The organism is Paenibacillus sp. FSL H7-0714 (genome assembly GCF_038003765.1).
Taxonomy (GTDB): domain Bacteria; phylum Bacillota; class Bacilli; order Paenibacillales; family Paenibacillaceae; genus Paenibacillus_AQ.
Window position 1 is genome coordinate 5,905,427 of sequence record NZ_JBBOPT010000001.1, and the last position, 13,067, is coordinate 5,918,493.

The 13,067-nt window shown below is 43.7% G+C and carries 12 protein-coding genes; 4 read left to right on the forward strand and 8 right to left on the reverse strand.

Annotated elements, in window-relative coordinates; translation table 11 throughout:
• Window positions 1-26: 26 nt before the first annotated feature.
• The 3 genes from NST34_RS26525 to NST34_RS26535 form a co-directional block, all read right to left on the reverse strand.
• Window positions 27-671 carry a hypothetical protein gene (locus NST34_RS26525; RefSeq protein ID WP_149644778.1) on the reverse strand — a complete coding sequence of 215 codons (645 nt, stop codon included), beginning with the start codon at window positions 669-671 and terminating at the stop codon, window positions 27-29.
• A 156-nt stretch (window positions 672-827) separates the two neighbouring features.
• Window positions 828-1,826 (reverse strand): NADP-dependent oxidoreductase, encoded by a 999-nt coding sequence (locus tag NST34_RS26530; RefSeq protein WP_341129090.1) that lies wholly within the window; start codon window positions 1,824-1,826, stop codon window positions 828-830.
• A 16-nt stretch (window positions 1,827-1,842) separates the two neighbouring features.
• On the reverse strand, window positions 1,843-2,133 hold the full coding sequence (locus NST34_RS26535; RefSeq protein ID WP_042194449.1) for an ArsR/SmtB family transcription factor: 291 nt from the start codon (window positions 2,131-2,133) through the stop codon (window positions 1,843-1,845).
• Window positions 2,134-2,498: 365 nt separating this feature from the next.
• Here NST34_RS26535 and NST34_RS26540 point away from each other — a divergent pair, with 365 nt between their 5' ends.
• From NST34_RS26540 to NST34_RS26555, 4 genes are all read left to right on the forward strand, one after another.
• Window positions 2,499-2,840, forward strand: coding sequence for a helix-turn-helix domain-containing protein (locus tag NST34_RS26540; RefSeq protein ID WP_341129091.1), 342 nt, complete (start codon window positions 2,499-2,501; stop codon window positions 2,838-2,840).
• Complete coding sequence (locus NST34_RS26545) at window positions 2,834-3,541, forward strand: tetratricopeptide repeat protein (protein ID WP_341129092.1); 708 nt, start codon at window positions 2,834-2,836, stop codon at window positions 3,539-3,541. The genes NST34_RS26540 and NST34_RS26545 overlap by 7 nt, the downstream gene beginning before the upstream one ends.
• Before the next feature lie 284 nt (window positions 3,542-3,825).
• Complete coding sequence (locus NST34_RS26550; protein WP_076286001.1) at window positions 3,826-4,359, forward strand: RNA polymerase sigma factor; 534 nt, start codon at window positions 3,826-3,828, stop codon at window positions 4,357-4,359.
• Window positions 4,346-5,515, forward strand: a complete 1,170-nt coding sequence (locus NST34_RS26555) for a DUF4179 domain-containing protein (RefSeq protein ID WP_341129093.1) — start codon at window positions 4,346-4,348, stop codon at window positions 5,513-5,515. The genes NST34_RS26550 and NST34_RS26555 overlap by 14 nt, the downstream gene beginning before the upstream one ends.
• A gap of 124 nt (window positions 5,516-5,639) precedes the next feature.
• Here the strand turns inward: NST34_RS26555 and NST34_RS26560 are convergent, their stop codons facing one another.
• The 5 genes from NST34_RS26560 to NST34_RS26580 all read right to left on the reverse strand — a co-directional run bounded on the left by NST34_RS26560 (window position 5,640) and on the right by NST34_RS26580 (window position 13,013).
• Window positions 5,640-7,592 carry an AraC family transcriptional regulator gene (locus NST34_RS26560; RefSeq protein ID WP_341129094.1) on the reverse strand — a complete coding sequence of 651 codons (1,953 nt, stop codon included), beginning with the start codon at window positions 7,590-7,592 and terminating at the stop codon, window positions 5,640-5,642.
• Window positions 7,593-7,846: 254 nt separating this feature from the next.
• The gene (locus NST34_RS26565; RefSeq protein WP_076285996.1) at window positions 7,847-8,263 is read right to left on the reverse strand and encodes a hypothetical protein; all 417 of its coding nucleotides are present in this window, start codon (window positions 8,261-8,263) and stop codon (window positions 7,847-7,849) included.
• Between the two features lie 34 nt (window positions 8,264-8,297).
• Window positions 8,298-10,037 (reverse strand): ABC transporter ATP-binding protein, encoded by a 1,740-nt coding sequence (locus NST34_RS26570; protein WP_341129095.1) that lies wholly within the window; start codon window positions 10,035-10,037, stop codon window positions 8,298-8,300.
• Window positions 10,034-11,815 carry an ABC transporter ATP-binding protein gene (locus tag NST34_RS26575; RefSeq protein ID WP_445667700.1) on the reverse strand — a complete coding sequence of 594 codons (1,782 nt, stop codon included), beginning with the start codon at window positions 11,813-11,815 and terminating at the stop codon, window positions 10,034-10,036. The genes NST34_RS26570 and NST34_RS26575 overlap by 4 nt, the downstream gene beginning before the upstream one ends.
• Window positions 11,816-11,987: 172 nt before the next feature.
• Window positions 11,988-13,013 carry a helix-turn-helix transcriptional regulator gene (locus tag NST34_RS26580; protein WP_149644956.1) on the reverse strand — a complete coding sequence of 342 codons (1,026 nt, stop codon included), beginning with the start codon at window positions 13,011-13,013 and terminating at the stop codon, window positions 11,988-11,990.
• Window positions 13,014-13,067 lie beyond the last annotated feature (54 nt).

The window sequence follows — 13,067 nt, forward strand, 5'->3', positions numbered from 1 at the left end:
GTAATAGATCTGCCTTTTGGTCATCTCTACAATCCAAAATGTTCTCTAACTAACCTAAATTGTTCTTCCACGCTCATACTTGGTATTCTTTCAACGGTTTTGATCCCCATTTTATTACAAGCAGTCTTAATCTCATTGGAGAACTTAACCATAGATTTGTTACCGTGTTTAATCGTTTCTTCTGGATTTATCGTGTAGGCGTTAATACAATCTAAAATCATCTTATGATCTTCTCTAAAGTAATATAATCTCTCTATCTCTTCATCGGACGTATAAAAACAAATCATTCTCTCTTTTGGAATAAACGGTAGTATACGTTCAGGCATTATTCCTAAATCTATTATAATTGGTTTATTATTAGGAATTGTTAACAAATCAATGATAAAGAAGTCCATCATCTCTTCGACGATTTGAAATAGCCACTCGCAGTGCTCATCTACAGGTTTATTGAACCACTCATTCCAATCCAAATCAGGATTAGGAAATTGAAGGGCAGGGTATTCAACAGGACTAGTGAATGGTCTGTATTTTAAGACATCATCCCCCAATGTTTGAAAGCCTAGCTCCTCTACAAATTTCTTGGTCATGGTAGTCTTCCCAGCACAAGGCCCCCCATTAAGCCAGTAAACATGTTTTAATTGTTCCTTCAAATAATTATTATTTATCTTCATCCGGTACACCCCATATGATTTGTGTAGTATCTTACTTTAACACGTTGGTTTCGGAGAGGTGACGGATTCTTATCTTCCTATAACAGTGAAAACACATCAAAATTCTCCTTTCTTGACACAAGTAGTTATATTCTATGAGTTGGGTTAAATTCCCTGTCACTTTATCTTTAATACGATCTTTCCTTTTGCCCTGCCCAATTCAGAATACTCCATCGCCTTCTGAGCTTCTTCGAAAGAGAATATTTGATCAATTACAGGCTTTATTTTCCCTGCTTCTATAAGCTCCGAAATGATCTCCAGTTGTCTGCCGCTAGGTTTCATGAACAAGAAGCTGTATTTGACATCATATTGCTTTTCTAATTTTGTTAGCTTACGGGTAACCAATCGAAAAAGACTCGTTTTTAAAAAACCAGACCCATATTCAACTCCGAAGCGTGCATTGGGCAGCCCAGAAACCGATACAATTTGTCCGCCTGGTTTGACTATTTTAAAAGCCTTTTCTAATGTCTCTCCGCCAATCGTATCGAATACTCCATCATAATTTTGTAAGACCTTATCAAATTGTTCTGTTTTATAATTGATTATTTGATCGGCCCCAAGAGATTTGACCAGATTAGCTCCAGCATCGCTAGTAGTTGTAGCCACATAAACTCCCATCGCTTTGGCAAGCTGGATAGCAAAGGTTCCAACGCCGCCCGAGCCAGCTTGAATCAATACCTTTTGCCCTGCCGATAGCTGTAATATATCATGTAATGCTTGATAGGATGTAAGCCCGACTAATGGGATTGATGCCGCTTCCTCAAAAGAAAGGTTTTGTGGCTTTAAGGCTATATCGTCCTCATGTATGGATATATATTCTGCGAAGGTTCCAATTCTATTTTTTCTTGGCCGTCCGTATATTGCATCGCCTATTTTGAATTTAGTTACTTTGTTTCCTACTTTGGTGACTATACCTGAAAAATCATTTCCTAACACAAGCGGCATATCGTATTTCAACAACATACGAGTTTTGCCATCCCGCACCTTGAAATCGATAGGATTAATACTCGCCGCATGGATCTCTGCCAACACATCATAATCAACTACTGAAGGTGTTGGAATGTCTGCCATTAGAAGAGGACTTTTTCCGTATTTTTCAATGATCATCGCTTTCATTAAGAAACCTCCAATTCTAATAATATTGTTCCATAAATTCATCGAGATGGTTTATAAGATTTTTTAACACTCCTAATTTTGTTCTAACGTCCATAAAATAATAATTTTTAGAGCCTTCTTCCCTCACCATTATAATTCCGGCTTCTCTTAAGATTCTTAGATGATGGGAGACAGCAGGTCGTGATAGATGCGTTTTTTCAGTAATCTCACCTACGCGTAACCCGTTCGTACAGGTAGTCTCCATAAGTACAGTAATAATAGATTGTCTTGTCTCATTACCAATAGCTAAAAAGACCTTCTGGCACATCTTGAAATCGTCTTTGATGACTTCGACTTGTTGCTGTTTATTAATGATTCTCACCGCTTTCGTTTCGTTCAATCGTTTAACTTAGTGAACCATTTGCTGACGAGTATGTCATAACAAGATATGCTCCGCAACCTTGAGAAAGAAAATCGAGATCACAAGTAAATTTTTTACATTTCTTCACCTCCAACCCTCAGAGGAGAATTGTCGATAAATCTCAAATCGCCCTTCTTATAAATTGAACCAACGTCCTACCAAGGTAACCTGATAGGTTAATCCGCTTAACCAAGCGGTCATTGAGGATATTTTATACTAAAAGTTATAATTCAATTGACTAGTCGAAATGATACGAATTGGAGGTTATCCAAATGAATATTGAGATAGGAAAAAAAATCAAAACACTACGATTACAAAAAGGACTAACTCAGGAAGAACTAGCAGCAAAACTGAATCTGTCATCCCAAGCAGTATCTAAGTGGGAAAACAATGTAACCATGCCTGATATTCAGATTCTTCCTGATTTATCCGTGATTTTTGGTGTTACAATTGATGAATTATTTGCATTAACCGATGATACCCATTTAGAACGAATTGGAAATATGATTAGTACTGAACATTTTATATCCGAAGACGATTTTAACTATGCTGAACAATTTTTAAAAGGAAAACTAAATGATGCGCAAAAAAATCCCCATCCCTCACCTTGCTAGCTCAGTTACACATTCATCGTTCAGATGAGCACCGTGAATTGGCTTCCCATTATGCCAAGGATGCGCTGCTATTAGCTCCGGACAGCAAAAGTAATCATAATGCCTTGCGAGATGCGGAGAATGGAATCATTTTTGATTGGAACTTTTCAAATCACCATAAACTCATTGCGTATTATAAGAATTTCGTGCCGAATCACCCGAATTACTGGCAGGCTTATGTTTGGCTTATGAACTACTTAATCGCAGACGGCAGATGTATTGAAGCAAAAGAAATTCTGGAACAATTGAACCAAATCCATCCTGGTCATTTATATCAAAAATATGGAGGGCTGATATGCAAGGAAGAGGGCGACCTTTCTCAGGCGCTGGCTCTCTGGGAGCAAATGACTGATTTGTATCCTGAGGATTGGCTTGCATGGTCCTCCAGAGGAGACTGTATGGCTAAACTTTGCAGGTACGACGAAGCCATAGAATACTATTCCAAAGGTTACGAACTACAGCCAAGTCCAAAGTATACAGATGCATTTGAAGCCATTTCTCATATATATATAATAAAAGGGGAATATGATAAGTCTATTGAAAAGCATCACGAAATAATTGAGCTGCTAGAAAGGGACTGGAGAGTCACAGAGGGTAAGACCGTTGATTTTCATAAGAGAGAAATAGAAAATTTAAAGATACTGTTGAATAAACAAACCTAACATTATTAAAAATACCAAATAACATGGACGACTGGCCCTTTCCGCCAAAACGGCGGAGGGGGCTTTTGCTTTCAGTAGCAAAACTGCCCCACCAGATACTACATTATTTTGTGAACCCAGAATGCTTGGAGAATCCCGTGTGTCCTGATTTTGCCCAAGCGGTGCAGTCTTCGGATATCTTAGGTTTTCTTTCGTTGTAACCTTCTAGCTACCTATCCGATCTAATATTTAAGTAACGTTACGAACATCCTAAGACTTTTAGTCAAGAAAGCAGGTAAAAATCTTTGCATATTAATCCTATTGTCGTCAAAGCCAAAGCTGGGGACCCAGAAGCATTCGTGCAGTTGATGCAGGAGATAGAGTTACCTTTATATAGAACTGCAAGGTCCATCGTCAACAAAGACGAAGATTGTGCAGATGCCCTGCAAGAGACGATGCTTAAAGCCTTTAAGTCCATCCATACACTCAGAGAGCCCGCTTTTTTCAAAACGTGGATCTTCCGGATCCTGATTAATGAATGCAACAAAATGATCAAAAACAACGCAAGAGCCCTCCCTTATGGAGAGCTTCCCGAAGTCCCTTCCATTTCCAAGGATTATGAGAAAATCGAATTATGGGACGCCGTTCAACATCTTGAGGAGAATCTACGGATTGTCATTCACCTTCATTACTTACAGGACATGTCGATCCGTCAAATTTCCGAAATTCTCGAAATTTCTACGGTAGCCGTGAAGACCCGGCTGCATCGCGCCCGCAAAAAGCTAAAGCATTCATCTCAATTCAATCAAGAAATGGAGTTGCGACATGGTAAATACTAAGTTAGAAGAACAATTAAAGAACTGCCAAAGCCTACTTCCCGATCAGTTATCGGATATTGCCCGCTCCAAGCTGAATGAGACTTACCAAATCATCAGGGAAACCGATAATTCCATTTCCCCCGTTCAGAGAAAGATAGATGTATCCAAAACTTTTAATAAATGGTGGGTTTCCACTGCAGCCGCTGCAATCCTTGGAGTTACAGTCCTGTCTTCCGGCTTTGTATCGCCCGCAATGGCTGATGCACTCAAGCAAATTCCGGTTCTGGGACAAATCTATTCATTATGGGGTGAAAAGAACTTAGATCCCGGTGTTCAACAAGCCGAGGATTTCATCACAAACGTAAACCAAAGCGTGACCCATGGCGATGTGACTATGAATATTCCAACGTTGTTATTTGACGGAACCCGAATTCTTATGAATATAACCACTCCTGGAAACCGTCTGGCTTCGGAGCCCAATTCGCCGCCTTCAGATGCCAATAAAGGGGCAGTGGATAAGTTTGAGGTTCTCTATAAAGGCCAACCTCTGCTCTGGAGTTACGAACACATGGATGGTGAGGCTGCTTCCAGCATAATGGTTCAGGTTTTGAACACTTATTATGAGCCGAGTACAACAACACAGACGGTCCAGTTCCCTGATCAGTTTGACTTGACTGTAAATGTAACGTTAAAGGGTTACGATGTCCCGTTCGAATTCGTTCTGCCCGTTACAAAATCAACGCCTTTTACCACTCTAACTTCAGAGGAAACCAAGCATCATGATAACATTAACTTGCAGATCAGTAAGGTGGAAATCACCCCAATTACAACCCAGGTCTCCGTTGAGTACAAAACCAAACCTGGCCAGAGCGTAGAAGAAATGCTCGCTTCTATCCCTTCGAAATATAAGGGTGCTAACGAGGGCGTCATCGCTCTTCAGTTTGACATTGTGGATGAACGTGGCGTTCAACTGAAACCCGTTGGTGCTCAACCCTTAAGCGAATCTTATAATATTCGTTTTGAACCCTTCAAGACTGTACCGAGTACCGTAACCATCAAACCATACTTAGTCGTATCAGAAGGTCAAGCCCCAGCTGGGACTACAGGACTGTGGGAAGACAACAATATGGTCAAGGAATATATCCCTGAGCTGGAGACTGTACTTTCGGTGCAATAGTTCATTTGTAAAAAGGACAATATTCTCTAGCATTAAAAAAGTATGCAAACCTACAAAAGACGAAGCCATAAATGGCTTCGTCTTTTTATTTAAAATGACTTCAGGTAGATTCAATCCAATAAGGTTATTTTGATGAAGCCAGCTTCGATAATTTGTCGGCAATATCTTCAGCTTGTAACAAGGAGGAGTACGAATCTGCTGCAAAATATTTTTCCATATCAATCTCAATCACTCGATTGTTTTTGACTGCATCCAACATCTTCCATGTTGCTGGCAACTTAGGCGGTTCTTTGTCCTTTACTGTAAGGACAATAACATAGTCACCTACATAATCATTTACCGTTTCCCAAGAAACTTCAACACGGCTCATTTCCTTATCAATGATTTCACTTTGAACTTTTGGAGCGGGATTCAGACCCAAAATATCGTAAGTAGCTCTACCGCCTCTCTCACCCTGATTACCAATGACCATTAAAAATTTCTCTACCGTGATATAATCTACGATAGAAATAGTTGCATCTTTTGCAATTACATTATTAATTTTTTCGCGGGCAGCTATTTTACGTTTTTCGAAATCTGCCACAAACTGTTTAGCCTCTTCTTCTCGATCAAGGATTTCTCCCATAGCTGTAATCTCTTCTTGAATCGTTGCGTATTTACTTGTATCAAATAATACGGTCGGTGCGATCTTAGAATAGTTACTATAAGCATCTTTATTCCAGGTTATGATGACGTCTGGCGCTAGCTCTAATACTTTCTCAAAAGAAATACTTCCTTCTGCCCCTATATCTTGTACCGTCTCATCTAAGAAAGGTTTGAGAAACTGAGAATACTCCAGTTGGGTATTTGATGCTCCAACCGGTGTTACCCCAACGGCCAAGACTGGCCCCAAATCCCAATCAACTACAACACGTTGGGGATTGGCTGGAACATTAACATCCCCCATGACCGTTGCTATTTTCCGCAAACCCGTTTTTTCAATGGCCTGATTGGAAGGTTTACTTTGTGTTGGTTCTGCTCCCGCATTGCTATTACGGCTAGTGTTCCCATTTCCGCAAGCTGCAAGTAACAGTGTAAGCACAAGCATTAACATTAATCCTTTTTTCGTTTCGATCCCCTTTAACATCTGTTTATCCCCTTCAAGTTTTAATTGATAATGATTATCATCATCAATATAACAAGCAGAAGAATATTTGCCCATGGAGGATAAGAACTCTTGCCATGGACTATCTGAAACGATCAAACCTGTCTTCACCTTATTTTTGTATTGAACTGGCGTCGTCCCAACCTGCTTCTTAAACAGACGGGTAAAATAAAAGACATCACTATAACCAACGTTTACAGCAATTTCCTGTACGGTGGCATCGGTTTGAATCAGTAATTCCTTCGCTTTAGCCATCCTCGTCTGAATTACATATTCAATGGGACTTCTCCCTGTCCGGCGTTTGAACTGCCTCGATAAATATTGAATGCTATAATTCCAAACTTCTGCCATAGATTCAAGTGAGATAGGTTCATAATAATGTTTGTGAATGTATTGAATGATCTGTTCCACTAAATCTATTTCTTTGGGGGCAACTCCTTGAAGCTGTAACTGCTGGACAAGTGTATATACGAACTGATAAAACTGGATTTTCGCCTGGAACCGTTCCATAGCCGGTCTGCGATTCCATTCCTCATACATCGATTCCGCATGACGATATAAAACAACCGGAGAAATAGGTTTACATGCGTATTGCAGATGAAAAGGGTTATTTATATGATAGGATTTCAATATTGTTTTACTAGCTTTAGTAGAAATAGTACCTCTATATAAAATGTAATAGTAAGTGACATCCTCATGTCCAACCTCGAACTTGATGCTACTTCCTTTTCCCGCATGTAAGACAAAGAATCGTTCTAATGAATGCCGATTACCATCCAACCAGATCGCACCTTGCCCTCGCACGACAAATATAAAACAACTAGCTGGGAGTATATGTTGCTGCTTACTCTGTCTACGTATCACATGTTGGCGAATATCCACCAGTTGAATCCATGAAGTGTCCCATATCTGGATGTATTCTTCCCAATTCACTGTTAATCCTCCCAATTTCAATAGCATGCTAATTCTTTGCAGCTGCAAATCCCTATACAAGCCAAAATCGTAAACGATAACCATTATCATTGTCAAATGATAGGTGACTAGTCAAACCAATTTTAATAGATCAAATCTGACGCTCCCGGTCGCTTAGCATAGAGGAAAATAACGAAACTCGTTGAAAAAGCCCTCTCCACCCTAAAGGGTGAAGAGGGCTTAAACTTGCCGCTTCGAAGATATAGCCGACTATATTAAATTTTCGCAACAGATGATGCTTGAGCCAGTTGCTCCTCCAGCCATTTTACAGCCTCAACCTCTTTCGCGAAGGCGCCTCCGGGACAGCCATAGGTTCTTTTAGTAGACACTGCCGTAACCGGCTTGTAAAGAGCGAGCAATTTGGCGTTCTGCATTACAACCGCGATGCCTGAGCAATATTGAGCGATTTCATGTTTGTTCCTCTTGCACCAGTTCATATACAGCTGAGTGACTGCACGCTCCGGACGTGCGTTCTTCTCTGAAGAATGCAGCATGATCAGACCAAAGGGGGATTGACGGGAGAGCAATTCTTCCCAATAAGCGATATATTCCTCTACCGTTTCCTGATCAAAATTTTCTCCCAGACTTAGGCTTATAATCGGCCAGTTAGATTCATCCTTTGTGATAGCCATACGTTTGCCCTCCTAAAAGCGTGAATGACGTTCCCTATGACGTGATGCGGAATCCGACGGATTGCTGCTGCAGCTTCCAGAGACGGTCGTACAATCCGCCTCGTAGTAGTAAAGCTTCATGTCGTCCCTGCTCCACCAGTCGGCCATCTTCCAGCACAATAATGTTGTCTGCTCCTCGTATGGTTTTCAGCCGATGCGCGATAACAATAACGGTTCTGCCCGTAATCAGCGCATCAATTCCCTTCTGGATTTCGGCTTCATTCTGCGGGTCAAGCGATGCAGTAGCCTCATCCAGCAATACAATCGGAGCGTTCTTAAGAATCGCACGAGCAATGGAGATCCGCTGCTTCTCCCCTCCGGAAAGCGTACTGCCACCCTCGCCTACCGGCGTGTCATAACCTAGCGGTAATTTCATAATGAAATCATGGCAACGGGCCATTTCTGCTGCTTGTTGAATATCCTGCTGCGACGCGCCCGGCCGCCCAAAGGCAATGTTGTTTCCAATGGTATCTTGGAACAGGTACACATCCTGAAACACAACCGACACAGACCCTAGCAAATGTTCTGGATCAATATCTTTAATATTGCGTCCGCCTAGCAGAACACTTCCCTCGTCAGGATCATAGAAACGCGAGATCAAACGCAGCACTGTACTCTTTCCGCTGCCGGAGGGACCCACGATTGCAGTCAATGAACCTTGCGGCATTTCTATGCTTAATTGTTTGAGAACAGTCTCACCTCCATAGCTGAAGGTAACATTGTCAAAGCGAATGGTACTGCTATCGGGAAGTGGAGCTGTAGTCCCTGTCATTACCGGCTGGCGAAGCAGGTCTACGATGCGTTCACCCGCTTGTTCGTTGTACCGGAATTCAGCATAGTTGGCGAGCGCCGTCGTCAGTGGATCATAGATGCGTGTGCCGACAATAAGGAATACCGCCAGCTGCAAAATACCGAGCTCCCCGCCTAACAATAGATGCACACCTACGTATACCATTAAGGTCAGACCCGCACGAAGAAGAGCCATAGCCGTTAGAATGACCGGTCCGAATATCCCTTCAAGCTTCACACTTTCCTTCATCAAAGTTCGAAATGAGCTATCCAGACGGACAAAGCGTTCTCCCGTCAGGTTGTAGGCTTTCATCACCCGAATACCATTCAAATACTCCTGTAGCCGATTCGCGGCGTTCAGTTTCGCTTTCATATGATTCGTCCCTAATCTGCGCCGCAGTCTGCCTGACAGGTACATAATTAGGAGGGCAACCGGCAGTGCCACGAACATGGAAAGCGCCATCCGCCAGTCGAGGAATAGTAAACCCGCAAGTGCGAATATCGGCAGTACAAAAGCCCCTGCAAGCTGTGGCAGCAGATGTGAAATTCCTGTCTCAACCAGCGTGAAATCGCCCATCATCATATTGGCCAAATCACCAGGATCCCGGCGCGTCAGGTAGCCTAGCGGAAGCTTACGCAGATGTTCTGCTAATTCCGCCCGTCCCTGTGCCGCAACATTGTAAGCCCCGCGGTATGCAGTGCGGTATGCGGGGATCTCGCTCAGGAACATCAGCACCATAACAGCGGCTAGTCCCGCGCAAATCCACCAAAGCCGTTCTATCTGAAGCTCTGCACCCACCGTAATATAAGGAGCAAAAATCAACCGCACCGCCTCAATTACAAGCGCAAACGGAAGCACACTAACTATGTTAGCCAGTAAGGAAAAAAACACAGGCTTCAGCAACTGCTGCGGTTTGCCAGCAGTAATATTGTGCAACACCTTCATAGCTGTTCCCCTCCTTTTTCCAAATGCCAATCTCCAGCGTCACTGTAGGCATGCCACATTTGAGTGTAAAGTCCATCGAGATCAATCAAACTATCGTGATCTCCGCGCTCCACGATTTGCCCATCTCGCAGTACCAGAATTTGTGTGGCTTCACGAATAGAGGAGAGTCTGTGAGCAATAACAATAACCGTCTTCCCGCGCATAAGCTCCGTTAGTGCCAGCTGCATGTGATGCTCATTTTCCGGGTCGGCAAAAGCAGTCGCTTCGTCGAGTACAAGTACCGGTGCATTTTTGAGGATAGCCCGGGCTACCGCAATACGCTGCTCTTCACCACCGGAGAGATAGACGCCACCTTCACCGATTAACGTATCGTATCCCTGCGGAAGCCGAGAGATGAACTCGTCGCATTGCGCAGCTCTTGCTGCAGCCTGGACTTCATCCAGCGTGGCTCCCGGTTTGCCGACGGCAATATTCTCATACAAAGTGTCATAGAACAGGAAGGTCTCCTGAAATACAAAAGCAACTGTATTCATCAGTTCATGAATCGCCATATGACGGATATCCACTCCACCGATACGGATCGCACCCTCTTGCGGGTCCCAGAACCGCGGCACCAAGCTGGCCACCGTCGATTTACCTGATCCTGACGGTCCAACCAGCGCTGTAACCTTCCCTTGTACTGCCCGGAAAGAGACCTCGCTGAGCGCAGCCGCAGCCCCCTCATCTTCACTGTAAGAAAAGGTTACGTCCATAAATTCAACGTCGAAAGCTTGCGGTGATAGCGGCTTTGCTATTTCTGGTACAGGCTGCTGTGCTAAAAGACGATCCATCCGCTCTACGCCTTCGCCGATATCCCGGGTGCTCGAAGCCAGCATAAGCAGTTTATAGAGCGGAGATGATACGCCTGGTGCCATAATTAGAAAGAACAGCAGCACAAGCGCAAAGGACATGGAATCCGGCTGACCGCTTAGCATAAAAACACCCACCGGTAAAATAAAGGTAAACGAGGAGGCCAGCAATGTTTTGAATAGAACATAACCTGACTGATAACGGTCCGTAAACTCCAGACAATAATCACGGTATCTGGTCATATCACTGTAGAACTTTCGGAAGGAATGCACCGTCTGCCCGAACACCTTCACCGCTGGCATCCCCCGCACATACTGCACCGCCGAAGCATTGATCTGCTCCAAAGAATCATGATACTGCTTCACACTGGTTTTTCCCTTACTGCTCATCATAAGTGCTGACTGCACAACCATTCCTATGAGGATCGGTAGAAGACAGGCAACAGCTAACGGCGGACTCAGCCAGAACATCGCCACAATCATCAGCACCGTAGACGCCAGCGCGCTGACCAGATCAGGGAGCTGATGCGCTACGAAATTTTCCACCTTGTCAACATTCTGTTCCAGCGTCTTCTTCACTGCGCCGGTCGAAGTTCCATTCAGGAAGCCGAGCGGCAATCTGCCTAGATGTTCGGTCATTCGCACACGCAGATTATATTGAATACGAAAAGCCGCAATATGCGAACACATAATACCGCAATATGAGGTCACCAACCCTCCAACCAAGCCGCCGAGTGCAATCCATCCCCAGCGGATCATTGCATCACCGTCAACCTGTCCAGGAGATGCTGCATGCCGCAGTAGCTCGGCCAAGATGAAATAAACTGACAAAAATGGTACCAGCATTAGCACGGCGCTGACAGATGACAATACACCAGACAGGATCAGCAGGCCTCGCTTCTCTCCGGCAATCTCCAACAGTCTCGACATGCCATTTTTGGTTTTACTCACAGCTGTTCCCCCACTCTTTATAATTACGCACAAAAAAAAGTGCACTGAGAATGATTCTCTGTGCACTAGTGTATAGGAACGCTCTTCCTGGTTGCTACCGTTTCCGGGATTATAATCAACCAAATCAGGAGCATCTGTTTTCGATGCGAGCTTACATCCTTGTTCCTAAAGAACGCTGTCTACCACTGATCAGATACTCTCCAGGACGCACACCGAATTTTTTACGAAAGGCTGCTGAGAAATGGCTGACATTCACGTATCCGACTCTGGATGCTGCTTCACTTACCGTCATATTTCCATGTTCTAGCAGCTGCTGTGCCCTTTGCATCCGTTGTTCGATCACATAGGCATGGACAGTATAACCGAATATTTCCTTAAAGCCCTTCTTCAATTTGAACTCATTGAGGCAAATAATGCGAGAGAGCCCTGCTAGCGTGGGTGGATGTAAATAATCACGTTGCAGAATTTCCTTGGCTAGTCGCAGGCTCTCCATATCATCTCTAGATAGCTTGACTGTGTGGGAAATCCGATCAGCTTCAAATAAAGATTCATTGAGATAGACAGCCATTAGCTCCAGCATTTTCCCCTCCAGATAGAGTTCCCGCATACCCTGACTATAGGAACAATCCGCAATTTGAGACAGAATCAGTCGGATAGATGGTGTGATAGCGTTTTTGCCAAAAAACAACCCAGCTCCTCCTCCGGCTTGGAGCCGTGTATCCTCGGTCAGTCCGCTGGTCATCCGCTCAAATTGTGCCGGACTCATATCTATGCTGAGGAATCTGTAGCCCGCTCCGCTAAGGTATATACAATTTTCACTTCTTACTCCGCCGTGAAGCAACACACTTTCTCCTGTATCTATGGCAAAATAGTCCTGCTTCAGCGAGGTCCCCCATTCAATTCCATGTCCCATACAGAATATCAGCTCCGTACGAGGTGTTCTAAACTCGCCCTTCGCTTCGATATCCCGATTAAATTGGAGATCAAAATCCGTCATCTGAAGATAACGCTGAGTAAGCAGGCTCCGGCAGCTGCCCTCCCCTAACTCGACCGGTGGTTTTATCTCAAAGTGGCTTCCGTCCAACTGGTAAGTAATACTAAACCCTTCGCATCTAAGCGTCTTATGGGCATCAATCGTTTCCGCTTCATTCAGACCATCGCTACGCTTCATGCTCATCCCTACTTCCCCTTACTTTGGATTAATTATATATGTATTGAGAATGATTATCAA

Bases quoted from the DNA above. Each gene is read 5' to 3' on its own strand.
- NST34_RS26525 (WP_149644778.1), bottom strand. From the start codon at position 671: ATGAAGATAAATAATAATTATTTGAAGGAACAATTAAAACATGTTTAC.
- NST34_RS26530 (WP_341129090.1), bottom strand. From the start codon at position 1,826: ATGAAAGCGATGATCATTGAAAAATACGGAAAAAGTCCTCTTCTAATG.
- NST34_RS26535 (WP_042194449.1), bottom strand. From the start codon at position 2,133: ATGTGCCAGAAGGTCTTTTTAGCTATTGGTAATGAGACAAGACAATCT.
- NST34_RS26540 (WP_341129091.1), top strand. From the start codon at position 2,499: ATGAATATTGAGATAGGAAAAAAAATCAAAACACTACGATTACAAAAA.
- NST34_RS26555 (WP_341129093.1), top strand. From the start codon at position 4,346: ATGGTAAATACTAAGTTAGAAGAACAATTAAAGAACTGCCAAAGCCTA.
- NST34_RS26565 (WP_076285996.1), bottom strand. From the start codon at position 8,263: ATGGCTATCACAAAGGATGAATCTAACTGGCCGATTATAAGCCTAAGT.
- NST34_RS26570 (WP_341129095.1), bottom strand. From the start codon at position 10,037: ATGAAGGTGTTGCACAATATTACTGCTGGCAAACCGCAGCAGTTGCTG.
- NST34_RS26575 (WP_445667700.1), bottom strand. From the start codon at position 11,815: ATGTCGAGACTGTTGGAGATTGCCGGAGAGAAGCGAGGCCTGCTGATC.
- NST34_RS26580 (WP_149644956.1), bottom strand. From the start codon at position 13,013: ATGAGCATGAAGCGTAGCGATGGTCTGAATGAAGCGGAAACGATTGAT.